The sequence below is a fragment of the Marinobacter litoralis genome (assembly GCF_003336705.1).
GTDB lineage: Bacteria > Pseudomonadota > Gammaproteobacteria > Pseudomonadales > Oleiphilaceae > Marinobacter > Marinobacter litoralis.
The window spans coordinates 476,042-500,814 of sequence record NZ_QMDL01000001.1 but is presented as its reverse complement, the minus strand read 5'-3'; the positions used below and the strand labels follow the sequence as shown (position 1 = coordinate 500,814).

The following is a 24,773-nucleotide window of genomic DNA, read 5'->3' as shown; positions in this document are numbered from 1 at the left end:
TAAAGGGTTCTGTTCACCCAAAACGATACCCTGAAAGCTGTGTTTTGAGGACCTGTTCCGAGAAGACCTTTTGGCCAACATCCAGGCCGGCGGCACCAGCAGCTACCATCAGTGGCATCAGGTGTTCGTCACCGCCTGGCGGATGGCATTGACGAGCATAGGGTGCGCTGACCCAGTCGCGCAGTGCTGTCTGGCGATGGCCGGGATCGGCCGCAACAACCTGGGTGAGCCAGTCATCGAAAGCCTCCGAGAGAGGTGTAAACCTTGCATCTCCATAGCCTCGCATGTTGTGGAAACTCATGCCACTACCAATGATCAGTACTCCATCTTCACGCAGCGGCTGCAGGGCTTCCCCGGCGGCCAAGTGCGCCGCTGGGTCGAGACCCTCTTGCAGAGACAATTGGACCACGGGAATATCGGCATCGGGGAACATCAGCTTCAGCGGAATAAACATACCGTGGTCAAATCCACGCTGGCTATCCTGATGGCTGGTCAGTCCCGCCTCAGATAACAGGCTGGAAACCCGCTCAGCCAGTGCCGGCGCACCGGGAGCTGGATACGTGAGCTCGTAGGTATGCTTGGGGAACCCGTAGTAGTCGAAAATCAGCTCGGGTTGTGCGCCCGCTGTTACGCTGAACCCCGGCGCCAGCCAGTGCGCAGAAATCAGCAGAATGGCACGAGGGCGGGACGGCAAAGACGCCGCCACTCCCTTCAGAAAAGCAGCCATACCGTCCCAGGCGTCGGCCGGATTCCAGTCCATAAAAAAACAGGGCCCTGCACCGTGGGGAATGAATATGACCGGCTGAATAATGTGCTCGGTGAGCGTTGCGGTGGAGTGCGTCATTGGCTGGCCACCCATTGGGTATAGCCCCTCATATACTTCTGCAGAAAATCCCGGGTAGCCTCATCAACCAGGCGGCCTTTCTCATCAAAAGCGGTATGCGCGGAAACCAAGGCGAAATCCGGAGCCAGATAGACAGGTGTCAGAGTCGCCGCAAGAACGTCACGCAGATGAACCTGGGCTCGGGCCCCGCCAAGAGTGCTCATCGAACTGCTCATTACGCCGGTGGGCTTGCCGCACATCACTGAATTGAACGCTGGTCGCGAGGCCCAGTCGATGGCATTTTTCAGCACGCCCGAAACACTGTAATTGTATTCCGGGGTAGCGATCAGCATGCCGTCAGCGTCGGCGATGGCATCCAGCAACGCCTGCACGGGTGCCGGCTTGGTGTCACCATCCAGATCGCCGTTGTAAAGCGGTATATCAGCAAGATCAAACACGTCGATCGATGTGCCTTGATCCACAAACTCGGCAACCGTTCTCAGTAGTTGGGTATTGAGGGAATCCTTACGCAAACTGCCGCTAATGGCCAATATCTTCATATTACTTTCTCCTGAAAATCAGTTCTGATCATATGTTTGTCGCTGTGATAACAGCCGGTTCATCAGGCGTTTCGAATTCTGTGTTTGAACCTGTGCGCTGGATGTCCGCATTGCTCCATACCCTTGTAGATGCTTGCCCGTCAGGAAATGCTCTCAACAATACCGCCTTCAACACGTAGCGCTGCACCGGTGGTGGCGCTGGCTTGGGTTGAAGCCGCATAAACACAAAGGTTCGCGACCTCCTCTGGCGTGGCGAAGCGCTTGAGCAATGTCGAGGGGCGATTTTCCTCCAGGAACACCCCTTCCATCTGTTCCGCCGTAACGCCACGTTCCTTTGCCAGCTCTGCCATCACTGCCTGTGCACCTTCGGTGCGGGTCGGCCCTGGCAAAATCGTGTTGACGGTCACACCACTGCCGGCCAGTACTTTGGCAAGACCGCGCGAAACACCCTGCAACGCAGCCTTGCTGACACCGTAATGCACCATCTCGGCGGGGATGTTGAGGGCCGACTCACTGGAAATGAACTGGATACGACCCCAACCGCGGGCCTGCATGCCTTTCGCGTAGTGTCGGGCCAGACGCACGCCGCTCATCACATTAACCTGAAAGATCTCTTCCCAGGCCGCATCGTCGATTTCGAAGAACGGACGCCCCCCATAGATACCCAGGTTGTTCACCAGAACATCGACCTCTGGCAAAGCCTCAATGACCGCTTTACAGCCGTAGTCGGTGCTCGCATCGGCCACGATTCCGCTGGCATCGTCACGACCGCTGGCCTGCTTGATGTGTGTTACCGCTTTATCCACGCCTGCCTGGTCACGACCGACCACGGTGACCTGAGCACCGGCGTTGGCCAGCCCTGTGGCTATCGCGAGCCCAATACCTGCCGTTGAGCCAGTGACCAGAGCCTGTTTTCCAGAAAGTTCGATTTTCATAAATAATCTCCTACTGTCTTAAAAACGCTTCAGTAGCACGTTATCCAGTGCGAATCGTCCAGCGCCCTGAACAGTGAGAGCCAGAGTGACCGCAAACAGGGTCAGGGCATACTCGTAACCGTTGTTGGACATGAACAGGCCATGACCGATATGTACGGAGAAGATGGCGACCAGCATGGTAAAGGCCGCAACCAGCGCAGCCGGACGAGTCAGCAAACCCACCACCAGCGCAAGACCACCGAAAAACTCGGCACTGCCAGCCAGCAATGCCATCAGGTAGCCCGGCTCCAGGCCGATGCTCGCCATCCATTGCCCGGTTCCTTCGAGACCATAACCCCCGAACCAGCCAAAGAGTTTCTGAGCGCCGTGGGCGGCCAGGGCCAGCCCGACCGGTATTCGCAGGATCAGCGAGGCATAACCCCCGTTGGAGTTGAATAATGTCTGTGAAAATTTGGAGTTCTTCATAGCCATCTCGAATTTTGATCAGTTGATTAATCCCGAAGCCACGCTCCAGATGATGAAACCACTTTACTATCACCAGATTGACAGACTAAGATGGAAATCGTTGCTTTATTATCAATGTGCTGTTGATAGTTTTTGACAGTCACAGATACAGGACAAACCGATGGACCGTATCGATGCTATGCGCACCTTCGTCACGGTGGTGAACGAAGGCACCTTCATCCGCGCTGCCGACCGACTAGAAATGTCCCCGCAGCTGGTTAGCAAATACGTTTCCCGGCTTGAGCAACATTTGGGTGTGCGCCTGCTCAACCGCACCACTCGCAGAATCCACCTGACCGAGGCAGGAACGAACTATCACCAGAGAGCTCAACAGGTGCTGGCTGACATCGATGACATGGAGAACCAGGTTGGAGACCTGCAAACCCAGGCTCAGGGCCTGCTCCGGATCAGTGCGCCCGTATCCTTCGCCATCCGCCACATGGCGCCATTGCTGAGCGAGTTCCAGAAGGCCCATCCGGGCGTAGGGATCGATTTGCAGCTGAACGACCGCAAGGTCGAGGTCGTCGAGGAAGGGTTCGATATAGTGCTGCGGATCGGCCACCTGAAAAGCTCCTCGCTGATTGCCAAGCGAATTGCACCGATACGACTGGTGATGTGTGCGTCGCCTGCCTACCTGAAACAATACGGCACCCCCCAGCGCCCGGAAGATCTCAGGGGCCACCGTTACCTGCGCTATAGCTACATGGAGCCGGACGCCAGCCAGCCCGCGTACCACTGGCTGCAAAGCAAGAGTCAAGACGGCATCAGCGACATGATAAGCAACAACGGAGATGTGCTGATCAAAGCCGCCATCGCAGGCGCAGGCATTGCTTTGCAGCCCACATTTATTTCAGGCTCGGCAATCAAGGAGGGAAAGCTGCAGGTAATCCTCTCGGAGTATGAACCCGAGCCCATGGCGCTCTACGCGTTGTATGCGCACCGGCAACTACTGGCGAGCAAGGTTCGAAGTTTTATCGACTTTATTGATGGCTATTTTGGCGATCCGCCATACTGGGACTGAACTCCCAGGCACTAACCAATCATACCCACCGACCCTGCGAAGTGACCCGTTATAGAGGCGTGTGATACTGTTGCCGACAATGCCTACAGCGGACTGTTCGTTCTGGGGGGACCGGTGCGCCGCCTGGAAGGGCTGGTCCTGATCAACTGCTCCATATCCATGACCCGTAATGGCGAACTGGCATCCGAGGGCAATGGGTCGGCCTGCCTGGGCCATCCGCTCAACGCCTTAGCCTGGCTGGCTGGCTGGCTGGCCCGCACGATGGCACGCTTTGGCGACCCGATGAAAGCCGGTGATGTGGTACTCAGTGGCGCCCTGGGGCCCATGGTGCCAGTGGAAGCCGGTGACCTGTTCATAGCGACCATTGAACATATAGGAACAATTTCTACTCATTTTGAGTCGAAGGCCCTCACCTTACTGTGAGGGAAGTTCTGGTTCTCCTCACCCAGCGACTTTTGCGCTTTGACATGAAAATTTTGGGGATCAAAGGCTCAAGTATGTCTGGGCTCTCCGTAGCTCTGACCAATTTTGGCTTCCACCTCCATCTTGAACGCTTTCAGCGGCTCCAAGTACTCCTGTTTGCGGATAAGCGCACGGCCGGCTGGAGCTACGACCGCCACGGCGAACTTACCGAAATAGGTATCCAAAGAAACGGCATACGAGGCAAGGCCCGCCATATACTCCTCGTAATCTTCTGCAAATCCTGCGCTGCGAATTTTCCTGAGGTCCCCCATAAGCGCCTCTCTTTTGGGTGCGGCTGAGTTGTCTGTTGCGAGGGTTTTGTCCAGTATTTTTGCGACCGCATCGTCCGTCATGATAGCCAGCAGAGCTTTCCCGACAGAGGTAGAGTGAAACGGCACATGCATCCTCCCCATCGACGGTACCACGCGCAATTCCTGCTCCGAAACCACACGCTCAAGCACCTGAACCTGGTAGTGCTCAACACCGCAAAACACCACAGTTTCACCCACTTCATGACAAAGATCCGCCAGCAATGGGCGAACCACTGAAATAACATCAATGCGCGTGTGGTACAGCAGCCGTCCCAGCTCAGGGCCAAGTCTGTGGCCACCTTGGCTCCCGACCATTTCTACGAAACCCTCTGTTTGAAGCGCCGCAACAATACGCTGGATCGTAGACCTTGGCAGCCCAACCGCTTTGGCAATTTCTGCGAGGCTCAGACCTTCGGGATGATCGCCCAGTTCTCGCAATATTGCGGCTGCGCGAGCGATCACCTGTATCCCCCCGTGTCGACTTTCGATCTGACCACCCTGTTGTGTCGCTTTCATTAACCTCTGCGTCTCCCGTTTTTCATTAGCCCGTTATTACGCTTGCACCACTGCGCAGTGTCAAGTAGCAGACCAAACAGCAAAGCCAGCGCAGTATAAACCGAAATTGCCACTGTACCACCATGCGGTTACAATGCCGCCTATCAGTACACTCACACAAAAGCCACTCGGGGACTAAATACGTGAATCCAAAAACCTCAACAGCGAGTATCGGCACGCTCGTCATGCTGCTTGTTACCGCGCTCATTGTCACCGGTTGCAGTGACCAGCCATCACAACAGCAACAAGCCGAACGGCCCTCACCCCAGGTCGGCATTTACAATGTCACTGAACAGCCCCTGGCGCTGACGTCCGAGTTGCCCGGCCGAACCCGGGCCTGGCGCACCGCGGAAGTCCGGCCACAGGTCAATGGCATTATTGAGGAGCGCCTGTTTACCGAGGGATCCGTGGTGGAAGAAGGCGCGGTTCTATACCGCATTGACGATGCCCTCTACCAGGCCACCCTGGCCCGCGCCAACGCCAGCTTGGTGAACGCCCGCAATCTGGCCAGCCGCTATGAGAACCTGCTGGGCAGCCGTGCAATCAGTCGCCAGCAATACGACGATGCCCTCGCCAGCCTGCGCAGTGCCGAAGCGGAATACGAATCTGCCCGCATCAACCAGGCTTATACTGACGTCAAAGCCCCGATCACCGGTAAAATCAGCCGATCCCGGGTAAGCGAAGGTGCGCTGGTCACCAACGGCCAAGCGCAGGAACTGGCGACGATCACCCAGCTTGACCCGATCTACGTGGACATTGTTCAGCCTGTTACCAAGTTGCTGGACCTGCAACACGCCATTGAAACGGGGCTGATCGAGGCGGATGAGCACGACAACATTGACGTGTCTCTGATGCTGGAAAACGGCCAGGCATACCCCCATTCCGGGGTACTCAAATTCTCCGAAGTGGTGGTTGATGAGGGCACCGGTTCGGTGACGCTGCGCGCCGAATTCCCCAACCCTGACGACAAGTTGTTGCCGGGCATGTTTGTGCGCGCATTGGTGACCGAAGGCGTACGCCAGAATGCCATTCTGGTGCCTCAGCAAGCGATAACCCGCGACACCCGTGGCGTGCCGGCGGTTTGGGTTGTCGGCGACGACAACACTGTTCAGCGTCGCAACCTGGAACTCGCCGGTACGTTTGGCAATACCTGGCTGGTTAACAGTGGTCTGGCTGCCGGTGAGGACGTGGTGGTTGAAGGTTTGCAGCGGCTGGCGCCGGGTATTCCGGTAGCGGCCTCCCCTGCCGAAAATCTCGCCATTAAAACCGACCTTCGCGCCAGCGCACAGTAAGGAGCCGCCTGTATGCCCCATTTCTTTATTGAGCGCCCCATTTTTGCGTGGGTGATCGCGCTGCTGCTGATGCTGGGTGGCGGTCTGGCCATCAAAAGTCTCCCCGTCAACCAGTTTCCGGATGTTGCACCACCGGCCATCGCGCTATCCGTTACCTACCCGGGTGCCTCGGCGCAAACGATTCAGGACACCGTGGTCCAGGTCATTGAGCAGCAGCTGAACGGGCTGGATGGACTGCGTTACATCTCCTCCGAGAGCAACTCGGATGGCAGCATGCAGATCATCGCGACCTTCGAACAGGGTACCGATCCGGACATTGCCCAGGTGCAGGTGCAGAACAAACTGCAGCTGGCCAACCCGCTGTTGCCTGAAGAAGTGCAACGCCAGGGCATTCGGGTGTCGAAGTTCAAGATCAACTTCATGATGGTGGTTGCGCTGGTGAGTGAGACCGGTGAGTACAATCAGGGCGATCTTGCCGACTACATCGTGTCGAACATACAAGATCCGATTGCCCGCACCCAGGGTGTGGGCGACTTCCTGCTGTTCGGCTCCCAGTACGCCATGCGCTTGTGGCTGGACCCGGAAAAGCTGAACAGCTATCAGCTTACCCCGCAAGACGTCATCAACGCGGTGCGCGCCCAGAACGTCCAGGTCTCGGCCGGTCAGCTGGGTGGACTACCCACCACCGACGGTGTGCAACTGCAGGCCACGGTGATCGGCAAGCAGCGCATGAAAACCCCCGAAGAGTTCGAAAACATTCTGCTGAAGGTCAACTCCGATGGCTCCCAGGTACGCCTGAGCAACGTCGCGGATATCAGTCTGGGTAACGAAAACTACGCCATTACCGGCAAACACAACGGCAAGCCGGCCGCCGGTATGGCCCTGCGTCTCGCCACCGGGGCCAACCAACTGGAAACCGCCACCCGGGTCAAGGATACCCTCACGGAACTGGAAGCCTTCCTGCCTGAAGGCATGAAGATTGTATTTCCCTATGACACCACGCCAGTGGTTACGGCGTCCATCGAAACCGTGGTGATGACGCTGGTCGAAGCCATCGTGCTGGTGTTCCTGGTGATGTTTCTGTTTCTGCAGAGCTGGCGTGCGACCCTGATCCCCACCCTGGCGGTGCCGGTCGTGTTGCTGGCGACCTTCGGTGTGCTGTTTGCATTCGGCTTTACCATCAACGTGATGACCATGTTCGCCATGGTGTTGGCCATCGGCCTGCTGGTCGACGATGCCATTGTGGTGGTGGAGAACGTGGAACGGCTGATGGAAGAAGAAGGCTTGTCGCCGAAAGAGGCCGCCAAGAAATCCATGGACCAGATTTCCGGCGCCCTGCTGGGCATCGGTCTGGTGATATCCGCGGTGTTCCTGCCCATGGCCTTCTTTGGCGGCTCCACCGGGGTGATCTACCGCCAGTTCTCGGTCACCATTATTTCTGCCATGTCGTTCTCGGTGCTGATCGCCTTCATTCTGACCCCCGCCCTGTGCGCCACCATGCTCAAGCCGCATACACAGCATGAGAAGAAAGGGTTCTTTGGCTGGTTTAACCGTACCTTTAACCGCAACGCCGACCGTTACAAAAACGGCGTGAGTTACATCATTGGCCGCAAAATCCGCTTTATGGGTGTGTACTTGCTGTTGGTGGCGGGCGTTGGCTTCCTGTACACCAGTCTGCCCACATCCTTCCTGCCAGATGAAGATCAGGGGGTGATGATCGTGATGGTGCAACTGCCAACCAATGCCACCGCTGAGCGCACGGAGGCCGTACTGGATGAAGCGCAAAACTATCTGCTGGAGCAGGAATCCGAGGTCGTGAGCAGCGTCATGGCGGTGCAGGGTTTCAACTTTGCCGGCCGTGGCCAGAATTCGGGCATTCTATTTGTGGACTTGAAGCCCTTCGCCGACCGGAAAGAATTTGCCAAGAGTGTGTTCCTGCTGGCTGAACGGGCCGGTGGCCGTTTTGCCCAGATCAAGGACGCCATCGTGTTCCCGATTGTGCCGCCGGCCCTGCTGGAGCTGGGTAACGCCACCGGCTTTGATCTCTATCTGAAGGACAATGCTTCGCTCGGCCACGAGGGCCTGATGACCGCCATGGGGCAATTCCTTGAAGCGGCCAATGCCGCCCCTGAACTGGTGATGGTGCGCCATAATGGCCTGCCGGATGAGCCTCAATACCAGGTAATCATTGACGACGAAAAGGCCCGATTGCTGCAGGTATCCATTGCCGACATTAACGCCACCATGTCTGCGGCCTGGGGTTCCAGTTACGTTAACGATTTCTTGCACAATGGCCGGGTCAAGAAAGTGTATGTACAGGGTACCCAGGAGTCCCGCCTGGCGCCGGAAGACTTTGACAAATGGTTCGTACGCAACGCCCAGGGCGAAATGGTGCCATTTGCCGCCTTCGCCACCGGCGAGTGGATCTTTGGTTCACCACGCCTGCAGCGTTACCAGGGTTTGCCGGCCGTGCAGATCCAGGGCGCCCCGGCTCCGGGCTACGCCACCGGCGATGCCATGGCGGTGCTGGAACGGTTAGCGCAGGAACTGCCGCCGGGGATCGGTCTGGAATACACGGGCCTGTCTTTCGAGGAAAAACAGGCTGGCAGCCAGTCTATGCAGCTCTACCTGATATCGATTCTGGTGGTGTTCCTGTGTCTGGCGGCCCTCTATGAAAGCTGGTCCATTCCGTTTGCGGTGATCATGCTGGTGCCTCTGGGGGTACTGGGTGCCGTGCTAGCCACTCTGGCCCGAGGCTTTTCGAACGATGTGTTCTTCCAGGTGGGCATGCTGACCACCATGGGGCTGGCGGCGAAAAACGCCATCCTGATCGTGGAGTTCGCCCGCCAGCTGTATGAAGAGGAAGGCAAGCCGCTGCTGCAAGCCACCGCAGAAGCCGCCCGCCTGCGGTTACGGCCGATCATTATGACCTCGCTGGCGTTCATCTTTGGCGTTCTGCCCATGGCCCTTGCCAGTGGAGCCTCCAGCGCCAGCCAGCACGCCATAGGTACGGCGGTGGTCGGTGGTACTCTGGCGGCGACTATTCTGGCGATTTACTTTGTGCCGCTGTTCTATGTGTTTGTTACCGGTCTGGTGGCCCGCAAACACAACACAGCGAGAGTAAAAGGTGTGACCCCATGAACAAGCTGAATCGAGTTATTCTGGCGGCTACGTGTGCCAGCCTGCTTGCCGCCTGCTCAACGGCCCCGCAGTATCAGCAGCCATCGCCAGCGGTGCCCGAGGAGTGGCGGGCGACCGATGATGGAGATGGAGATGGAGATGGGGCCGGTGCCGAGCTGACGCGGGCAGGCACCGACCTGCAGTGGCGGGATTTTTTTACCGATACCGGTTTGCAACAATTGATTGCCGCTACGCTGGAACACAATCAGGATCTGCGCACAGCTGCCCTGAGCGTCGAGGTGCTGCGCGCCAGGTATCAGATAGAGCGCTCTGCACTGTACCCGAACCTCGCCATTAATGGCGGCAGCACGCGCCAACGACTGCCCGCAGACCTGTCCCCTTCCGGCAGTGCGGCAACTTCGGGACGTTACGATGCAGCCGTGGGCTTGAGCACCTATGAAGTCGACTTTTTTGGCAGGGTTCGCAACCTTTCGGCGGCGGCTCTTGAGACCTATCTGGCGACCGAGTACGCACAACGGAGCTTGCAAACGTCGTTGATCAGTGAAGTGTCGACGACCTACCTGTCCTGGCTCACGAACCGGGATCAGCTGGAGCTGGCCGAGGCAACGCTCGCCAGTTATGAAGAAAACCTCAATCTGATCAGGCAGCGGTTTGAAGGCGATGTTGCTTCGTCTCTGGACGTGACCCAGGCCCAGACACTGGTTCACCAGGCCAGAACTCAGGTCGCACGTTTCGATCGGTTGGTAAAGCAGGAACTCAACGCACTGGCTTTCTTTACCGGTCACAATCTGCCTTCGACTATCACGGAGTCGAGAAGCTCCATCCCGATAGCCATGGGCCCGATTGAAACAGGCTTGCCATCAAGCCTGCTTACCCGCCGGTCAGACATCCTGGAAGCAGAACACAAACTACGGGCAGCCTATGCAGATATTGGCGCTGCCCGAGCGGCATTCTTCCCCAGCATTACGCTAACCGCCAATGCCGGGGTCGCAAGCAGTGAGCTGTCCGGTTTGTTTGAGGGCGGCAGCGGCGCGTGGCTGTTCGCCCCGCAAATCAATCTGCCCATTTTCACCGGTGGTCGGTTAAAGGCGGGGTTGGAAGTGGCAGAAACCACGCGCGACATTCGCGTGGCTGAGTACCAGAAGACCGTCCAACAGGCATTTCGTGAGGTCGCCGACAGCCTCGCCGCGCGCGAAACCTACAAGATTCAAGTGGATGCGCAGCAGGCCTTGGTCGACGCAAACAGGGAATACTTTGAGTTGGCCCAAAACCGTTACAACGCGGGCGTAGACAACTATTTGACGGTACTGGATGCCCAGCGCCAGTACTTCAGCGCCCGACAACAATTGCTGTCTGACCGCTTCAACCAGCTTGCTGCCGAAATCAGCCTGTTCCGCGCTCTCGGAGGGGGCAGCCATCAATCCTGATCGGTACCGGAGCCTTCGCCCAACTTTGGTTGCGGCATGAACCCGGTCAATAGTGCGCCCCGATCACCGGGGCGACGCGGCCCACTGCCAGGTGCAATTAGTTCGAATCACTCGGCCAGGGTCAGAGCAGTGATTAAACCCTGGATCCGATACCACTATGCAGAACGGCTGCATCGGGATATTGCAGACAGCAATATGAGGAGGTCAGAACCGTGACCACAAGAGAACGCCTTTACCGGCTCAGATGGGGGCAGGCCCTGGTAGAAAAGGAAACCCACCCTGCAGGTGCAAGAGTGATCAAGGACTATAGCAAATGTGGTTTTCCCGGAGCATTAATATACGGGCGACTGGTCCCGAAACGAGAGTATCATGCACTCCACAGTCTCTCGGGTCTGGAAGGCATCCCTGAGCACGCAAGACTCCAGAACCCCTACACCATCAGTTACCGTTACATAGAGGGGCTCCCCCTCCGCCAGGCCGGTGGCAAGTCGCCGCTGCCCCGAACGTTTTTCACCGACCTGTGGGAGCTGGCGGGAGAGATACACCGCCGTGGTTTTGTGCATCTGGATCTGGGCAACAGTGGCAACATTCTGGTCCGCGACGATGCCAGCCCTGCCATCATCGACTTCGCCTCCTGCACCTCCACCCGCCACTTTCCCCGCCGGCTGCGGCGCGCTCTTGAGAAGCGTGACCGGCTCGGCCTGTTAAAACTTCGGCTCAGATACTCACCGGAGACCATGCCTCCAGTGATGGCTGACTACTTCAATCGGCACTATCACAAACATCTGGCGACACCGACCAAACTTTACAAGGAAACTCGACGCTGCCTTAACTCACGTGGTTTACAGGGCGAATGTGGGCGAGTCCGTCGCATCTGGATTATCATCTGTGTTGCGGTATCCATCGCGACTGCCATCGGGGTATCGCCGGTGGTGGCATAAGAAAGGCTTGAAAGGCTTTACGGTGCTAAAACTTAGTCCCAGACACTAACCACTCATTCCCACCGATAACCGTAAAGCCCACCAGACCAATGGCATCCACCACCAGAAATAGCTGATGAAGGTGCGGCATAAAGCGGGCGATCAAGATCGAGCCGAGCTGTCGCTGTTGGGCGCCCTTTAGCATCACAGGTATAGGTTTTGCCAATGTCATGAAGGAGCCCAGCCACGAAGCCCAGTTCTTGTAGCGGTCGAGGCATCTGGGGTTCATTGATTTGAACCATGCTCAAAACACCTTTGGCCACCTCCAGCGAATGAACCAACAACCCGCCGGGGCAGAAGGTGCGCGGTAATGTTTGCAGTGCTGGCAGCTGGACCACATCGGCTTGATACGGCCGCCGAATGTCCGTCAATAGAATCGAACCTTCCTCAGGGCCGATACACACCTGTCCTTTAACCGCCACCAGTTCCATATGGCCTAGCCCCTCTGGGATCGAAACCGAACCCAAAACTGCCAGCACCACGTAGTCTGTCGAGCAACTACTCAGACGCAGTTTGAGGCAGGGAATACCCTCATCATCAATTGCGGCCACACGTCCTGTGAGGCGGTAGGTGCCTTTGAAAGTTTCCCGCAGAATCGGACGAAGTTCATTCAACTTCATGGCACACCTCCTCTTTAGTGGTTACACGATTTCGGATCAGTCGTTCGAACGCGCTGCCATCCATACGAGTTACATTCGGGATATAGCGCGAATACACTTTGAACAACATTGCCGTCGACGAATGGCCTAACACCCGGGCAACCCACTCTGGGTTTTCGCCCGAAGCCAGCAGAAGCGTGGCCGCCGTGTGTCGGGTCTGATAAGGCCGCCTTTTCTGCAGTTTCAGGAGCTCCAGGAGCGGATACCAAACCCGCTTGGTCACGCTGTTATGATCCAGCGGTTTGCCTTCACGATTGCAGAACACAAACTTGCTTAGCTTGCCAGTTGCCTCGTATTGAGTTTTCAGAGCGTCGTAGACAGGGCCAAACATGGGGATCTCACGCTGAGATCCGTCCGTTTTGGTGTACTCAGTCTCACCATTAATCAGTGTTTCCCTTACAAGGATCTCCTGCCGTTCAAAGTCCACGTGCTCCCATTTCAAGCCATCGATCTCTCCCGTACGCACCCCGGTGTAGAACCGTAACTGGTAATAGATACGATAATCCTCGCGGACGTATTTACAGATACGCTCGGCCGCCTCAGTCATAATCATTCGAAGAATGGTCATGTGGCTGTTGATGGTTTTGGGTGCCATCAGGCCGCTGGCACCCCTGCCCTTACGCTTGGCCATTTTTGTACGGGCAGCCAGGATGCTGGCCTTCGTGACCTCTCCCACGCGCTTATCCTTAAACGCGGGCTTTAGTGCGAAGTTGGCGAGCTTCTAGAATTTCAGGAAGACGACGAGTAATTGGTCAGTTAACAAATACCAGTCGGGCACACTGAGGAATGTAAGAGGGTGAGCGGAAGTTTAGTCTTCGATGAGGCGATAATCCGCTCGTGCCTGAAAATGACTTACGGTCGTTTCGACCTGAGCAACAAGCTATCCGGGCTAAGCGCTTGGCACATATGTGTCACATATACGTCACAGAGATTTTCTGCCATCCCAAACGCAAAAAAGCCAGATCAGTAAGCTACTGATCTGGCTTTCTCTTAAATGGTAGCGGGGGCTGGATTCGAACCAACGACCTTCGGGTTATGAGCCCGACGAGCTACCAGACTGCTCCACCCCGCATCAAACTGGTTGTTAACCAAGTCGCCTTGATCAACGTGGCGCGAATAATACGAGGTGAAGCGCCTTATGTCAAAGGGAATTACAACATTCTGGAAATTTAGCGCTCCAGAATAGCCGTAACACCCTGACCACCGGCCGCACAGATGGAAATCAAGCCGCGCCCGCTCCCCTTCTCTTCCAGCAACTTCGCCAGTGTCGAGACAATGCGCCCACCGGTGGCTGCAAACGGGTGGCCGGTTGCCAGGCTGGAGCCTTTCACGTTCATCTTCGAACGGTCGATGCTGCCCAGCGGCTTGTCCAGGCCGAGGCGCTCTTTACAGAACGCGGGATCTTCCCAAGCTTTCAGCGTTGACAGAACCTGAGCGGCAAAGGCCTCGTGTATTTCGTAGAAATCGAAGTCCTGAAGCGTCAGGCCAGCCTTTTCCAGCATACGCGGAACGGCGTAAGCAGGCGCCATCAACAGGCCTTCTTTCTTATCAACGAAATCAACCGCAGCCACTTCCGAGAAAGTCAGCCACGCCCGAACTTCCAGACCATTTTCTTTGGCCCACTCTTCACTGGCCAGCAACACACAAGAGGCACCGTCGGTCAGCGCGGTACTGTTGGCGGCCGTCATGGTGCCGTTTTCACGATCAAAGCAGGGCTTCAGTGTGGCCAGCTTTTCGAGCGTGGTATCCGGACGCAGGATGTTGTCTTTTTCCAAGCCCGCCAGCGGCGTGATCAAATCGTCAAAGAACCCTTCTTCGTAGGCTTTCGCCAGCTTCTGATGGCTCTCGTAAGCCAGCTGATCCTGATCTTCCCGCGCGATATTCCACTCTTTGGCGGTAATCTGGCAGTGATCACCCATGGACAGCCCAGTACGCGGCTCACCATTGGTCGGAATTTCCGGAGCTAGGTGGCTTGGGCGGAAACGGCTCAGGATCTTCAGGCGCTCTTTGTTGGTTTTCGCACGGTTTAGATCCAGCAGGATCTCACGCAAACCCTCGCCCACACCAATCGGCGCGTCAGAGGTGGTATCTGTGCCGCCAGCAACGCCGCACTCGATTTGCCCCAGGGCAATCTTGTTGGCGACCAAAATCGCAGCCTCAAGGCCGGTGCCACACGCTTGCTGAATGTCATAGGCCGAGGTTTCAGGCGCCAGACCAGAACTGAGAACCGCTTCACGAGTCAGGTTGAAATCGCGGGAGTGCTTAATCACCGCCCCGGCAACCACCTCACCCAACCGCTTACCTTGCAGATTGTAACGATCAACCAGGCCACGCAAGCTAGAGGTCAGCATTTCCTGATTGCTGACTTTGCTGTACGCCGTGTTGGAGCGTGCGAACGGCGTACGGTTACCACCGATAACCGCTACGCGGCGGATACCGTTACCCGGTTTCGCTGCTTTGGATTTGGTGCTTTTCTGAGCCTGTGCCATATCAAAATGTCCTGTATCGCAATGAAGAATCGAATAATTTGACGTTAGACTGAAGTCTATCGATAAACCGGCGCGTCTCATTGGCAAGTCTGACAACACCAACACTGGCTTCAGTCAATCCAATAGGCTGAGGAATCCTTACCCTTTATGGCATTCTTTGCAAAACGCCCGAATAGGAAGCATTTATGTCTGACCTCTATCTCAAGCTCGTCAACACCCCTGTCGGCAAGTCTGCCGCTCAGTCGCTCGGCCTACCCTCGCCCAACCCACTGAAACGCCTGAAGCGTGTCGATCAGCCTTATATTGAAGGCGATGTATTGGTGGGCGCCGGTTCTGGCGCTAAAGCTGTCGCAACAGTGGGCGCCACATTGGGCGCAAGCCCGGCCAATGTATTTCACGCCACTGGCCTGGACACCTTGGACGAATCCTCTAAAGTAGGCAACAAAGCCGAAGCACTGGATGTGACCGTTGAACTGAACGGTAAATTCTCCGCTCTGGTGTTTGACGCAACCGGCCTGAAAACACCGCAGGAACTGCGTGCGCTGTACGATTTCTTCCACCCGACCATCCGTAAACTGGCCGCCAACGGCCGGATCCTGGTGATCGGTCAAGACCCGCAAACCTGCCGCAAAGCGCCCCAGGCCGCCGCGCAGCAGTCGCTTGAAGGCTTTGTAAGAGCCATGGGCAAAGAGATCGGTAAAAAGGGCGCCACCGCTAACCTGATTTGGATGGCACCCAACGCCGAAAACCAGCTGGATTCCAGCGTACGCTTCTTCCTGTCGCCTCGCTCAGCTTATGTTTCTGGCCAGTTTGTTCGCATCGGAAAAGCCGACACCGCAAAAGCCACCAACCCAGTTGCTCCACTGGCCGGCAAAGTCGCCCTGGTCACTGGCGCGTCTCGCGGCATCGGTGCCTCAATTGCCGAAACCTTGTCTCGTGATGGAGCAACTGTCATTGGCCTGGACATTCCACAGGCGCTGGAAGATCTGAAAACCGTAACCGACGCGATCAAAGGCAAAGCTCTGGCCTGCGACATCACCGATGAAAAAGCGCCGAAGCTGATCGCAGATTTCATTGCCAAAGAAACCGGTGGCGTAGACTTCGTGGTACACAATGCGGGCATCACCCGCGACAAGACTCTTGGCAACATGCCGGAGCATTTCTGGGACATGACCATTGCGGTCAACCTGACTGCGGAAGAACTGATCGATGAAGAACTGATGCACCGCAGCCTGCTGAACGAGAACGGCCGCATTGTGTGCATCTCGTCCATCAGCGGCATTGCCGGCAACTTCGGACAAACCAACTACTCCTGCGCAAAAAGCGGTGTGATCGGGTACGTTGAGGCCATGGCCAAGCAGCTGAAGGATGGCATCACCATCAACGCCATCGCGCCCGGCTTTATTGAGACTCAGATGACAGCCGCCATGCCGTTCACCATCCGTGAAGCCGGCCGTCGCATGAACAGCTTGTCGCAAGGTGGCCAGCCGATCGATGTGGCCGAAGCCATCGCCTGGTACTGCAACCCGGCCTCTGCGGGCGTTACAGGCAACGTTGTGCGGGTTTGTGGTCAATCTTTGATTGGCAAGTAAGCGCCGATAGGCATTTCAAAGCCGGGCGACGAAAGTCTTCCGGCTTTTTTGTTCCTGTAACGAAAGTTTTTTGAACGCAAAAAAAAAGCAGATCCGATTGGATCTGCTTTTCTTCAAATCTGGTGGGTGGTACTGGGATCGAACCAGTGACCCTCGCCTTGTAAGGGCGATGCTCTCCCAGCTGAGCTAACCACCCGAAAAAGTGGCGGAGCGGACGGGACTCGAACCCGCGACCCCCGGCGTGACAGGCCGGTATTCTAACCAACTGAACTACCGCTCCGCATGACTCAACCCATTAGGCTAAATCGGGTGCCAGAAACTCGTCTGGCTTGCTGCTTAAAAGTGGTGGGTGGTACTGGGATCGAACCAGTGACCCTCGCCTTGTAAGGGCGATGCTCTCCCAGCTGAGCTAACCACCCACTTCGAGGCTTTACTGTTCTTCAAGCCTTAAGCAGTCACTTGTGCGCTTTTGGCGCTTGCTGATTCAGCGTTGCTGTCTCAACCAAGTGAGATGCGCATTTTAAGCATTTCTTCGGCGGTGTCAAACGTTTTCCCGAAAAAATCTAAAGTTTTTTGAAACACCGCTGCAACCGGACATTTATTGACCAAAAACAGAGACTTGAACCCAATGGGCGCAACGCAATGACTTGCCACCCGAGTGCAATAACTTAACCCTTAAAAAATCCACCAGCCGCCAGAAGACTCAGCTTCCTTGCGGCGCTCGCGCTCTTGCTCAAGCTGTGCGTACTGCTGCTCAAGCTCTTGCAGCCTTCGATCGCTTTCAAGAGGCACCGTCGGACCTCCACCAAACGGCCAGTACCATGGGGCCGATTGGTACTTACCCTGCGCTTTCAACCGCTCAATCTCCAGCTCCCGCTCCTCTTCAAGAGCCGCCTTGCGCTTTTCATAATCGTCATCCTGATTTTTCTCAACGATTGACTCAGCGGCGTGATTCGGAGCCAACAGATCGCTGTTCAGGAACAGCGTGGAAACGATCTCGCGCGGCTTCATCGCATAGCTTCGGGTCACTAACTGCAAGTCTCCGGAAGCCAACGGATCATCAGGATCTAATTCTGGGTGACGCTCATCCGGTTCCGTGAGTTCGTTATAGCGCAGATAATAAATCTGACCCGACTCAACATTCAGCGTGGCATCGGCTATCAAGCTCAAACTGAATGAGCCCAACCCCTCCAGCCCCAGCAGTGGCCGGCGCATAGCGATGTGCCGTTCACCGGGCGCCACCTCAAGCCAGGTAAAACTGTTATTTCGGATATTGAAGTAATGATGGTCATCAATATAAACGCTGGGTGCTTCAATTTCGTCGCCCGCCCATTCAGAGTCGGTTCGATAGAAATAAAGCAGCGCGTTGTTCTGGTCCCACTCATCGGTATCGATGTGCACGAAGTTATGTCCCGACACCGGGTGCAGAAAGCCACCGACACTCTTACCGATAGATTGGTATACCGTACAACCGGACAACGCCACCACACAGCAGAGCATGGCGACGCTCTTAACGAAAGGCACTCGGATTCTCATTGTTTTACACTCTTCATCCCTTTTCGAGTTGCCTGATCATATCAACTGCCACCCAAGAGAAATGAGAGCTACCGCAAGGGATGAATACAAACCGTTACATTCACCCCTTGCGCCCTATCGACTCGCCGAGGTTACTGCCTTGCGGCTCCGGATCGAAGCTGGTTCACCTCCTCGGACAGACGAACCAACCGGGATGTTAGCTGCGCCCTTGAGGCATCAATAGACGCGACCGCTTGCTTCAACTCCGATAGCTGGGCCTTCAATGCTCGAACCTCTCGACCATCGACTTGGGACCCGACTTTCTTTTCCAATGTCGCGATCCGCGCCTCCAGGCCGTCAATACCCAGTTTCTGCTCTTGCTCAAAACGCTTAAGACGACGTTCAACCAGCGGCTCAACCCCGTCTATTTTTTGCCCAACAGCAGCAAGCTGTTCTTCGGCGGCTCTATCTGCCTGCTCAAGAGCCGCAACCGCGCTCTTCAGACGCTCTGACACCTGAGCCACATCCCCAACAAGCCCGGTGCGAACTTTTTCCAGACGCGCGTCAACGTCAGAAACGGACTTCTCTGCACCCGCCAACTGTTTTTCAAGGCTGACAATTTTTTGCTGCTGCTCGTTCAGCCGCTGCTTATTCTTTTCGTTCGCAATCACCCAAAGCTTGCGAATCTCGCTATCGGCTGAATCCAGGCGCTTTTCATTGCTGGCGATCTGCTGCTCTAGCCGAGCCCCTCGCTCCTGCAAGGATTCTCCGGTTTCGGACAGCTCACCTTCAAAGCGCGCCAGCGCCAGATTACTTTGCCGCGCCCAGTAGTCAGCATCCTGCAGCTGACTTTCGAGAACCTGAATACGCTGCTCCTGCAGGTACCAACCAGCCCCGGCCGCTACCGCCACAATCACCAACAGGCCCCAAACCAACGCGCCTCCACCCGCTCGCCCGCTATCTTTGGGAGGCTTTGGCGACTTCGGCGGCTCTGTCGGTTTCTCCGGCTTTGCTCTCGGTTTTACCTGTTCTCTTGGCTCGGCACCGCCAAAGGGTTCATCAGCTCGCAGCTCATCGTCATCGGGACGAATGGGTTCCATTACAACTCCTGAATACTAAGGGTTTAATAAATAAGATTAGATAATACGCTCGCCAATCAAAACGTTAAAATGAATAACCATACAGGTGCCTTGTACAACAGCCTCCTCTATCTTGCATGGCGGGGGGGCAATCCATACAATGGCCGGCTTTCCAATTATCACAGGACTGTTGCTTATGCAGCCGCTTGTAGGCCTTATCATGGGCTCAAAATCCGATTGGCCCACCATGGAACACGCAGCCGACATGCTCGACAAACTCGGTGTGCCCTATGAAACACGAGTTGTCTCCGCCCACCGCACACCTGATCTTTTGTTTGACTACGCCAAAACGGCATCAGATCGTGGGTTGAAGGCCATTATCGCAGGCGCAGGCGGTGCCGCTCACCTTCCGGGCATGGTTGCATCTCAAACCTCCCTGCCCGTGCTGGGTGTGCCGGTTCAGTCCAAAGCCCTGAACGGCCTGGACTCGCTGCTCTCGATCGTACAAATGCCCGGCGGCATCGCGGTTGGCACCCTCGCCATTGGCAAAGCTGGCGCGACTAACGCAGGTTTGTTGGCGGCCCAGATTATCGGCACCTTTGACGACAAGGTGCGCAAAGCGGTTGACGAATTCAGGGCAACTCAAACACAGACTGTGCTGGACAACCCTGATCCCAGCGATCAGTAATGCCCACTCCAAAACCTTAAAAGGCAGGAGCGTTCGAATGAAAATCGGTGTACTAGGAGCTGGCCAACTAGGGCGCATGCTGGCGCTTGCCGGATACCCGCTAGCCAAAGACTTTGTCTTTTACGACATGTCGGGAAGCCCCAGTGCTGGCCTTGGCGAGACCATCGTAGACCGGAACGGAGAACAGCTGGACAACTTTCTTTCTAAAGTTGACCGCGTCACCTACGAATTCGAACACTTACCGGTGGATGTTGCCGAAAAGCTGGCACAGCACAAACCGGTACACCCCTGCCCCCGCGCGCTGCAGGTGTGTCAAAACCGGGAAGCCGAAAAAACCTTGTTCGGCCAGCTCGGCATTCCCACACCCGAATGGAAAACCGCTGACAGTGCGGAATCATTAAAAGCTGCAGCCGAAGCCCTCGGCTGCCCAGTGGTTGCCAAGTCCATCACCGAAGGTTATGACGGCAAAGGCCAGGCGGTACTTAAAAGCCCGGAAGAAGCCGAAGCTGCTTGGGCATCCATCGGCCACCCACGGGTTATTGTCGAAAAGTTCGTCAACTTCAGCCGTGAAGTATCGCTGATTGCCGTGCGTTCGGAAGATGGCGATGTCGCCTTCTATCCGATAGCCGAGAACACACACCACGAAGGCATTCTGCGTTACTCCATTGCACCTGCACCCGGGCTACCCGCCCATGTTCAGCAAGACGCCGAGCGCTACATCAAAGCACTGCTCAACGAATTAGAGTACGTGGGCGTGCTCACACTGGAGCTGTTCGAAACAGAAAACGGCTTGGTTGCCAATGAAATGGCACCCCGGGTTCATAATTCTGGCCACTGGACCATTGAAGGTGCTATGACAAGCCAGTTCGAGAACCATATTCGAGCGGTCAGCGGCCACGCACTCGGCAACGTCGAAGCTCGTGGACTGAGCTGCATGATCAACATCATCGGCGAGCATGGCGACATCGAGCGCATTCTCGAGTTACCCTATGCGCACGTCCACTTGTACAACAAGGGCGAACGCGCCGGGCGCAAGCTTGGCCACATCAACATTCTGGCGGACAGCTATGAAGAACTGGTCTGGCGCGTGAAAAACTGCGCCCAGTTCCTACCGGGCAGTCCCGATTTTACGTGCAGTCTCACAGCAAAGGCTTGAATTAAAACAATTCGCCCCTATATTGCTTGTACGCACACTCACAAACAAAGAGAGACAGGGAGAACGACCTCATGGCATTTGAACTTCCCGCATTGCCTTACGAAAAGAACGCACTGGAACCGCACATGTCCCAGGAAACTCTTGAGTTCCATTACGGCAAGCATCACCAGACATACGTAACCAAGCTGAACGGCCTGGTTGACGGTACGGACAATGCTGATAAGTCTCTGGAAGAGATCATCAAGAGCGCCAGCGGCCCTCTGTTCAACAACGCTGCCCAAGTGTGGAACCACACTTTCTTCTGGAACTGCCTGACGCCTAACGGCGGCGGCGAGCCAACTGGCGCAGCGAAAGAAGCCATCGAAAAAGCGTTTGGCTCTTTCGATAACTTCAAGAAAGAATTCAACGACAAAGCCGCCAACAACTTCGGTTCTGGCTGGACTTGGTTGGTTAAAAAGGCCGACGGCAGTGTTGAGATCGTCAACACCAGCAACGCCGAAACGCCGCTGACTGGCGCAGACATGCCAGTTCTGACTGTCGACGTTTGGGAACACGCCTACTACATCGACTACCGCAACAGCCGTCCGAACTACCTGGAAGGTTTCTGGAAGCTGGTTAACTGGGATTTCGTGAACGAAAACCTGGCCTAATACCGCATTCCGGACTAACAGCGAATAAAACCTCGCTGTGAAACGAAGAACGCCCGCTTGGAACATCTAAGCGGGCGTTTCTGTTTTTGACATAGTTCAAAGTGCAACAAAACGATACACGCGTTTTCAGGACATAACACAAATTTCAGGCATACTCGGTGGCACTACGATCATCACCGTCCATACTGACGTGTGAAATGCTTTCTAACGCGACCCCAGGCCCTTTTAGCCCAGACAAATGAGCTGCAATGATCCGCACACGAAAAACGCTTGAAGCCGAAAACCATCTGGGTTTCAGAATCCTGGGGTGGGTGCTGGCTGTTGCGTTAATCGCAGGGCTTGCGCTAAGCACCGTACAGGTTGTGCTGGATGCACAGAGGGTGTCATCAGAACTTGAGCGTCAGGCAGAAGAAACGCTTGCGATGGTGTATGACGCAGCCACTCAAGCCGTCTTCAGCATTGACGAGACGCTGGGGCAACAGGTTGTTGACGGTCTATTTGCCTTAGAAGCCATTAATTTTGCGCGCATTTCGCACCTCGATGGCAATGTGCTCAGCAGCCGAAGGCGCGCTCCAAGCAAGCTGGGCTTTCGCCCCATTACCGACCTTATTTTCGGCAAAGTGTGGGTCTATCGGGAAGTTTTAAAACGTCATGATAATCCGAGCGAGCCATACGGCTACCTTGAGATTCATCTGGACACCGCACACGATGCCAACACTTGGCTGATGCGGGCACTCACAACCTTCACCTCGGGTCTTGTGATCGCTTTAATTCTTGGGCTTGCGCTGTTCATACTCTTCAATTGGCTTTTGGCGGGGCCCCTGCTGCGTATTGTGCACGCCCTGAAAAAGGTCAATCCCGATTACCCGGATGAACACCTACTCTCGGTCCCCAAGGGGCACGAAAAAAACGAGCTTGGGCTTTGGGTCAACGCAACCAACAACTTGCTTGTTGCGATTGCAGAGAGCCAGCAAAAGCATCGTGAGGCCGAAGATCGGGTTAATGAACTGGCACGCATTGATACGCTAACCGGCCTTCCCAGCCGAGATGCTTTTCTGGAAGACCTGCAAAATATCATCGAAGCCTCCAAAGCCAAGGGCAACTCATTCTCTCTGATGGTGTGCGGCATTGATGATTTTAAATCGGTGAACGAGCAATGCGGTTTTCGTACCGGTGACCTGATACTGAAAACCGTCGCCAACCGATTAAGCGCAAACTTCCGGCCAGACCGCTTCACGCTCGCTCGTTTAGGCAGCGATCAGTTTGTTATTGTCGAGAAAAAGCTCAGAGACAACTTTCACGCGGCAGAAACGGCAGAGAAACTCTTGTCCATTGTGGGCACCCCTGTTGAAGCCGGCAGTCATCGCATCTCTATGACATCCACTCTGGGCATCTCGATCTTCCCGAACGATGCCTGCGAAGCAGACCGCTTGTTGCAAAGCGCCGAACAGACGATGGCGCTCGCGAAACTAAACAACCACACCCGTTTTCAGTTTTACGTTGCCAGCATCGATCAGGAAATTCGCGACCGTAAACAGATGGAAAAAGACCTGACTCACGCCATCGAAAATCAGGAATTCCATATTGTTTACCAACCCCAGATTAACCTGGAAACCAAACGCATTATTGGGGCTGAGGCCCTGTTACGGTGGGTGCATCCTGAACACGGTTTTGTAGCACCGGACAAATTCATTCCCATCGCTGAAACCAGCGGCCATATCGTCAGCATTGGAAAATGGGTGCTGGAACAAGCCTGCAAACAGGTTGCACAGTGGGCGGCTGCCGGCTCCCACCTGCGAATCGCGGTGAACCTGTCGGCTGTCCAATTACGGCAAAACTCCATTGTGGAAGATATTCTGGCCTGCATCGCCAAGTACCAAATTCCGCCAGGCCGGTTGGAACTGGAAATCACGGAAACCAGTTTCATGACCAACATCACCGATGCGGTCGCCAAACTCCATCAATTGCACCGCGCCGGGATCAGCATTGCCGTAGATGACTTTGGCACCGGCTATTCATCGCTGACCTACCTTAAAAAGATGCCGGTTCAGCACCTGAAAATCGACAAGCAATTTATTCAGGATCTTCTGGTCAACGAAGAAGACACACGGATCGCCAACACCATTATCGATCTGGGCCGAAGCCTCAACCTGACCGTCATTGCGGAAGGTGTGGAAACGGAAGAGCAAGAGCACTACCTCACGCAACGCGGCTGCAAACTCGCACAGGGATATTTTTTCAGCAAGCCTCTGTTACCGGATGATTTTGAGAAATTTGTAAAGACTTTCCACGCCAACATCGTGGAAAATAACGCTTAAATACAGCTCGAGGGTTAAGCATGGGAATGACAACAGTCATAGGCCTTGTTGTTATCGCGGTTGTCGTGATTTATCTGGTTTTTATCTACAACAATCTGGTCTCACTGCGCAATCAGTTCAAAAACGGCTTTGCTCAGATAGACGTACAACTGCAACGTCGGCACGACCTCATTCCCAACTTGGTCGAAGCGGCTAAGGGCTACCTAGACCACGAGAAGTCTACGCTTACGCAGGTCATGGAGGCGCGCAACAATGCCGTTAGCGCTCAGAAAGACGCCGCCAAAGATCCCGCCGATAATACCAAGATGCAGAGGCTGGGCAGCGCAGAAAACCTGCTCACCAAGGCACTGGCCAACTTCTACGCCGTTTCCGAGAACTACCCGGAACTGAAAGCCAACGAAACCATTCAGCAGTTGATGGAAGAGTTGTCCAGTACCGAAAACCGGGTCGCCTTCGCACGCCAAGCTTACAACGACGGTGTGATGACCTATAACATCTTCCGCGAAAAGTTCCCCAACAACATCATCGCCGGTATGTTCGCGTTTAAAGAAACCGCCCAACTTCAACTGGAATCCCCCGAAGCCCGTCAGGCCCCGAAAGTCAGTTTCTGAGGCCT

General features: G+C 55.5%; 21 protein-coding genes, 4 tRNA genes and 1 pseudogene. 12 read left to right on the top strand and 14 right to left on the bottom strand.

The features are described from left to right. Positions 1-13 precede the first annotated feature (13 nt). The 4 genes from DOQ08_RS02285 to DOQ08_RS02270 all read right to left on the bottom strand — a co-directional run bounded on the left by DOQ08_RS02285 (position 14) and on the right by DOQ08_RS02270 (position 2,783). On the bottom strand, positions 14-844 hold the full coding sequence (locus DOQ08_RS02285) for a DODA-type extradiol aromatic ring-opening family dioxygenase (RefSeq protein WP_114333881.1): 831 nt from the start codon (positions 842-844) through the stop codon (positions 14-16). Continuing rightward, positions 841-1,383, bottom strand: a complete 543-nt coding sequence (locus DOQ08_RS02280; RefSeq protein WP_114333273.1) for an NADPH-dependent FMN reductase — start codon at positions 1,381-1,383, stop codon at positions 841-843. Before DOQ08_RS02280 ends, DOQ08_RS02285 begins: the two co-directional genes overlap by 4 nt. A gap of 140 nt (positions 1,384-1,523) precedes the next feature. Beyond that, positions 1,524-2,318, bottom strand: a complete 795-nt coding sequence (locus DOQ08_RS02275) for an SDR family NAD(P)-dependent oxidoreductase (protein ID WP_114333272.1) — start codon at positions 2,316-2,318, stop codon at positions 1,524-1,526. 18 nt (positions 2,319-2,336) lie between these two features. Then, positions 2,337-2,783 (bottom strand): DoxX family protein, encoded by a 447-nt coding sequence (locus tag DOQ08_RS02270; protein WP_114333880.1) that lies wholly within the window; start codon positions 2,781-2,783, stop codon positions 2,337-2,339. Positions 2,784-2,943: 160 nt separating this feature from the next. On the opposite strand from DOQ08_RS02270, the gene DOQ08_RS02265 reads away from it, so the two are divergent. Continuing rightward, positions 2,944-3,843 carry a LysR family transcriptional regulator gene (locus DOQ08_RS02265; RefSeq protein ID WP_114333271.1) on the top strand — a complete coding sequence of 300 codons (900 nt, stop codon included), beginning with the start codon at positions 2,944-2,946 and terminating at the stop codon, positions 3,841-3,843. A 51-nt stretch (positions 3,844-3,894) separates the two neighbouring features. Further along, positions 3,895-4,266: pseudogene (locus DOQ08_RS02260) on the top strand (fumarylacetoacetate hydrolase family protein); the annotation flags it as partial. A gap of 68 nt (positions 4,267-4,334) precedes the next feature. Here DOQ08_RS02260 and DOQ08_RS02255 read toward each other — a convergent pair. Then, positions 4,335-5,132 carry an IclR family transcriptional regulator gene (locus tag DOQ08_RS02255; protein ID WP_114333269.1) on the bottom strand — a complete coding sequence of 266 codons (798 nt, stop codon included), beginning with the start codon at positions 5,130-5,132 and terminating at the stop codon, positions 4,335-4,337. A gap of 224 nt (positions 5,133-5,356) precedes the next feature. Here DOQ08_RS02255 and DOQ08_RS02250 point away from each other — a divergent pair, with 224 nt between their 5' ends. The 4 genes from DOQ08_RS02250 to DOQ08_RS15925 all read left to right on the top strand — a co-directional run bounded on the left by DOQ08_RS02250 (position 5,357) and on the right by DOQ08_RS15925 (position 11,972). Beyond that, positions 5,357-6,463, top strand: a complete 1,107-nt coding sequence (locus DOQ08_RS02250) for an efflux RND transporter periplasmic adaptor subunit (RefSeq protein ID WP_165823615.1) — start codon at positions 5,357-5,359, stop codon at positions 6,461-6,463. A gap of 12 nt (positions 6,464-6,475) precedes the next feature. Beyond that, entirely contained in the window at positions 6,476-9,604 is a 3,129-nt protein-coding gene (locus tag DOQ08_RS02245; protein WP_114333267.1) for an efflux RND transporter permease subunit, read from the top strand. Next, on the top strand, positions 9,601-11,031 hold the full coding sequence (locus DOQ08_RS02240) for an efflux transporter outer membrane subunit (protein ID WP_165823582.1): 1,431 nt from the start codon (positions 9,601-9,603) through the stop codon (positions 11,029-11,031). Before DOQ08_RS02245 ends, DOQ08_RS02240 begins: the two co-directional genes overlap by 4 nt. 212 nt (positions 11,032-11,243) lie before the next feature. Beyond that, positions 11,244-11,972 (top strand): RIO2 family protein, encoded by a 729-nt coding sequence (locus DOQ08_RS15925; RefSeq protein ID WP_133297154.1) that lies wholly within the window; start codon positions 11,244-11,246, stop codon positions 11,970-11,972. A 53-nt stretch (positions 11,973-12,025) separates the two neighbouring features. On the opposite strand, the gene DOQ08_RS02220 is transcribed toward DOQ08_RS15925, so the two are convergent. From DOQ08_RS02220 to DOQ08_RS02205, 4 genes are all read right to left on the bottom strand, one after another. Beyond that, a complete protein-coding gene (locus DOQ08_RS02220) occupies positions 12,026-12,631 on the bottom strand; it encodes a hypothetical protein (protein ID WP_227537454.1) in 606 nt (201 codons plus the stop codon). Further along, the gene (locus DOQ08_RS02215) at positions 12,618-13,346 is read right to left on the bottom strand and encodes a site-specific integrase (RefSeq protein WP_227537453.1); all 729 of its coding nucleotides are present in this window, start codon (positions 13,344-13,346) and stop codon (positions 12,618-12,620) included. Before DOQ08_RS02215 ends, DOQ08_RS02220 begins: the two co-directional genes overlap by 14 nt. A 319-nt stretch (positions 13,347-13,665) precedes the next feature. Beyond that, positions 13,666-13,742 (bottom strand) — tRNA-Met (locus DOQ08_RS02210). 97 nt (positions 13,743-13,839) lie between these two features. Continuing rightward, positions 13,840-15,159: an acetyl-CoA C-acetyltransferase gene (locus DOQ08_RS02205; protein ID WP_114333264.1), complete on the bottom strand. Its 1,320-nt coding sequence runs from the start codon at positions 15,157-15,159 to the stop codon at positions 13,840-13,842. A 185-nt stretch (positions 15,160-15,344) separates the two neighbouring features. Here DOQ08_RS02205 and DOQ08_RS02200 point away from each other — a divergent pair, with 185 nt between their 5' ends. Then, the gene (locus DOQ08_RS02200) at positions 15,345-16,751 is read left to right on the top strand and encodes a 3-oxoacyl-ACP reductase (protein WP_114333263.1); all 1,407 of its coding nucleotides are present in this window, start codon (positions 15,345-15,347) and stop codon (positions 16,749-16,751) included. A gap of 120 nt (positions 16,752-16,871) precedes the next feature. On the opposite strand, the gene DOQ08_RS02195 is transcribed toward DOQ08_RS02200, so the two are convergent. The 5 genes from DOQ08_RS02195 to DOQ08_RS02175 all read right to left on the bottom strand — a co-directional run bounded on the left by DOQ08_RS02195 (position 16,872) and on the right by DOQ08_RS02175 (position 19,366). Then, positions 16,872-16,947: transfer RNA gene (locus DOQ08_RS02195), tRNA-Val, on the bottom strand. Between the two features lie 7 nt (positions 16,948-16,954). Further along, a tRNA-Asp gene (locus DOQ08_RS02190) sits at positions 16,955-17,031 on the bottom strand. Between the two features lie 63 nt (positions 17,032-17,094). Further along, positions 17,095-17,170: transfer RNA gene (locus DOQ08_RS02185), tRNA-Val, on the bottom strand. 256 nt (positions 17,171-17,426) lie between these two features. Then, entirely contained in the window at positions 17,427-18,287 is an 861-nt protein-coding gene (locus tag DOQ08_RS02180) for a DUF2846 domain-containing protein (RefSeq protein WP_114333262.1), read from the bottom strand. A 131-nt stretch (positions 18,288-18,418) separates the two neighbouring features. Beyond that, the gene (locus DOQ08_RS02175) at positions 18,419-19,366 is read right to left on the bottom strand and encodes a coiled-coil domain-containing protein (RefSeq protein WP_114333261.1); all 948 of its coding nucleotides are present in this window, start codon (positions 19,364-19,366) and stop codon (positions 18,419-18,421) included. A gap of 175 nt (positions 19,367-19,541) precedes the next feature. On the opposite strand from DOQ08_RS02175, the gene purE reads away from it, so the two are divergent. The 5 genes from purE to DOQ08_RS02150 all read left to right on the top strand — a co-directional run bounded on the left by purE (position 19,542) and on the right by DOQ08_RS02150 (position 24,768). Further along, a complete protein-coding gene (purE, locus tag DOQ08_RS02170) occupies positions 19,542-20,033 on the top strand; it encodes a 5-(carboxyamino)imidazole ribonucleotide mutase (protein WP_114333260.1) in 492 nt (163 codons plus the stop codon). Positions 20,034-20,070: 37 nt separating this feature from the next. Further along, complete coding sequence (locus tag DOQ08_RS02165; RefSeq protein WP_114333259.1) at positions 20,071-21,189, top strand: 5-(carboxyamino)imidazole ribonucleotide synthase; 1,119 nt, start codon at positions 20,071-20,073, stop codon at positions 21,187-21,189. A 71-nt stretch (positions 21,190-21,260) separates the two neighbouring features. Further along, complete coding sequence (locus DOQ08_RS02160) at positions 21,261-21,839, top strand: superoxide dismutase (protein WP_114333258.1); 579 nt, start codon at positions 21,261-21,263, stop codon at positions 21,837-21,839. A gap of 248 nt (positions 21,840-22,087) precedes the next feature. Further along, the gene (locus DOQ08_RS02155; protein ID WP_114333257.1) at positions 22,088-24,157 is read left to right on the top strand and encodes a putative bifunctional diguanylate cyclase/phosphodiesterase; all 2,070 of its coding nucleotides are present in this window, start codon (positions 22,088-22,090) and stop codon (positions 24,155-24,157) included. Positions 24,158-24,183: 26 nt separating this feature from the next. Continuing rightward, positions 24,184-24,768 carry a LemA family protein gene (locus tag DOQ08_RS02150; RefSeq protein WP_406565339.1) on the top strand — a complete coding sequence of 195 codons (585 nt, stop codon included), beginning with the start codon at positions 24,184-24,186 and terminating at the stop codon, positions 24,766-24,768. The last annotated feature ends 5 nt before the right edge of the window (positions 24,769-24,773 follow it).

Bases quoted from the DNA above. Each gene is read 5' to 3' on its own strand.
- DOQ08_RS02285 (WP_114333881.1), bottom strand. From the start codon at position 844: ATGACGCACTCCACCGCAACGCTCACCGAGCACATTATTCAGCCGGTC.
- DOQ08_RS02280 (WP_114333273.1), bottom strand. From the start codon at position 1,383: ATGAAGATATTGGCCATTAGCGGCAGTTTGCGTAAGGATTCCCTCAAT.
- DOQ08_RS02275 (WP_114333272.1), bottom strand. From the start codon at position 2,318: ATGAAAATCGAACTTTCTGGAAAACAGGCTCTGGTCACTGGCTCAACG.
- DOQ08_RS02270 (WP_114333880.1), bottom strand. From the start codon at position 2,783: ATGAAGAACTCCAAATTTTCACAGACATTATTCAACTCCAACGGGGGT.
- DOQ08_RS02265 (WP_114333271.1), top strand. From the start codon at position 2,944: ATGGACCGTATCGATGCTATGCGCACCTTCGTCACGGTGGTGAACGAA.
- DOQ08_RS02255 (WP_114333269.1), bottom strand. From the start codon at position 5,132: ATGAAAGCGACACAACAGGGTGGTCAGATCGAAAGTCGACACGGGGGG.
- DOQ08_RS02250 (WP_165823615.1), top strand. From the start codon at position 5,357: ATGCTGCTTGTTACCGCGCTCATTGTCACCGGTTGCAGTGACCAGCCA.
- DOQ08_RS02245 (WP_114333267.1), top strand. From the start codon at position 6,476: ATGCCCCATTTCTTTATTGAGCGCCCCATTTTTGCGTGGGTGATCGCG.
- DOQ08_RS02240 (WP_165823582.1), top strand. From the start codon at position 9,601: ATGAACAAGCTGAATCGAGTTATTCTGGCGGCTACGTGTGCCAGCCTG.
- DOQ08_RS02220 (WP_227537454.1), bottom strand. From the start codon at position 12,631: ATGAAGTTGAATGAACTTCGTCCGATTCTGCGGGAAACTTTCAAAGGC.
- DOQ08_RS02205 (WP_114333264.1), bottom strand. From the start codon at position 15,159: ATGGCACAGGCTCAGAAAAGCACCAAATCCAAAGCAGCGAAACCGGGT.
- DOQ08_RS02200 (WP_114333263.1), top strand. From the start codon at position 15,345: ATGTCTGACCTCTATCTCAAGCTCGTCAACACCCCTGTCGGCAAGTCT.
- DOQ08_RS02180 (WP_114333262.1), bottom strand. From the start codon at position 18,287: ATGAGAATCCGAGTGCCTTTCGTTAAGAGCGTCGCCATGCTCTGCTGT.
- DOQ08_RS02175 (WP_114333261.1), bottom strand. From the start codon at position 19,366: ATGGAACCCATTCGTCCCGATGACGATGAGCTGCGAGCTGATGAACCC.
- purE (WP_114333260.1), top strand. From the start codon at position 19,542: ATGCAGCCGCTTGTAGGCCTTATCATGGGCTCAAAATCCGATTGGCCC.
- DOQ08_RS02165 (WP_114333259.1), top strand. From the start codon at position 20,071: ATGAAAATCGGTGTACTAGGAGCTGGCCAACTAGGGCGCATGCTGGCG.
- DOQ08_RS02160 (WP_114333258.1), top strand. From the start codon at position 21,261: ATGGCATTTGAACTTCCCGCATTGCCTTACGAAAAGAACGCACTGGAA.
- DOQ08_RS02155 (WP_114333257.1), top strand. From the start codon at position 22,088: ATGATCCGCACACGAAAAACGCTTGAAGCCGAAAACCATCTGGGTTTC.
- DOQ08_RS02150 (WP_406565339.1), top strand. From the start codon at position 24,184: ATGACAACAGTCATAGGCCTTGTTGTTATCGCGGTTGTCGTGATTTAT.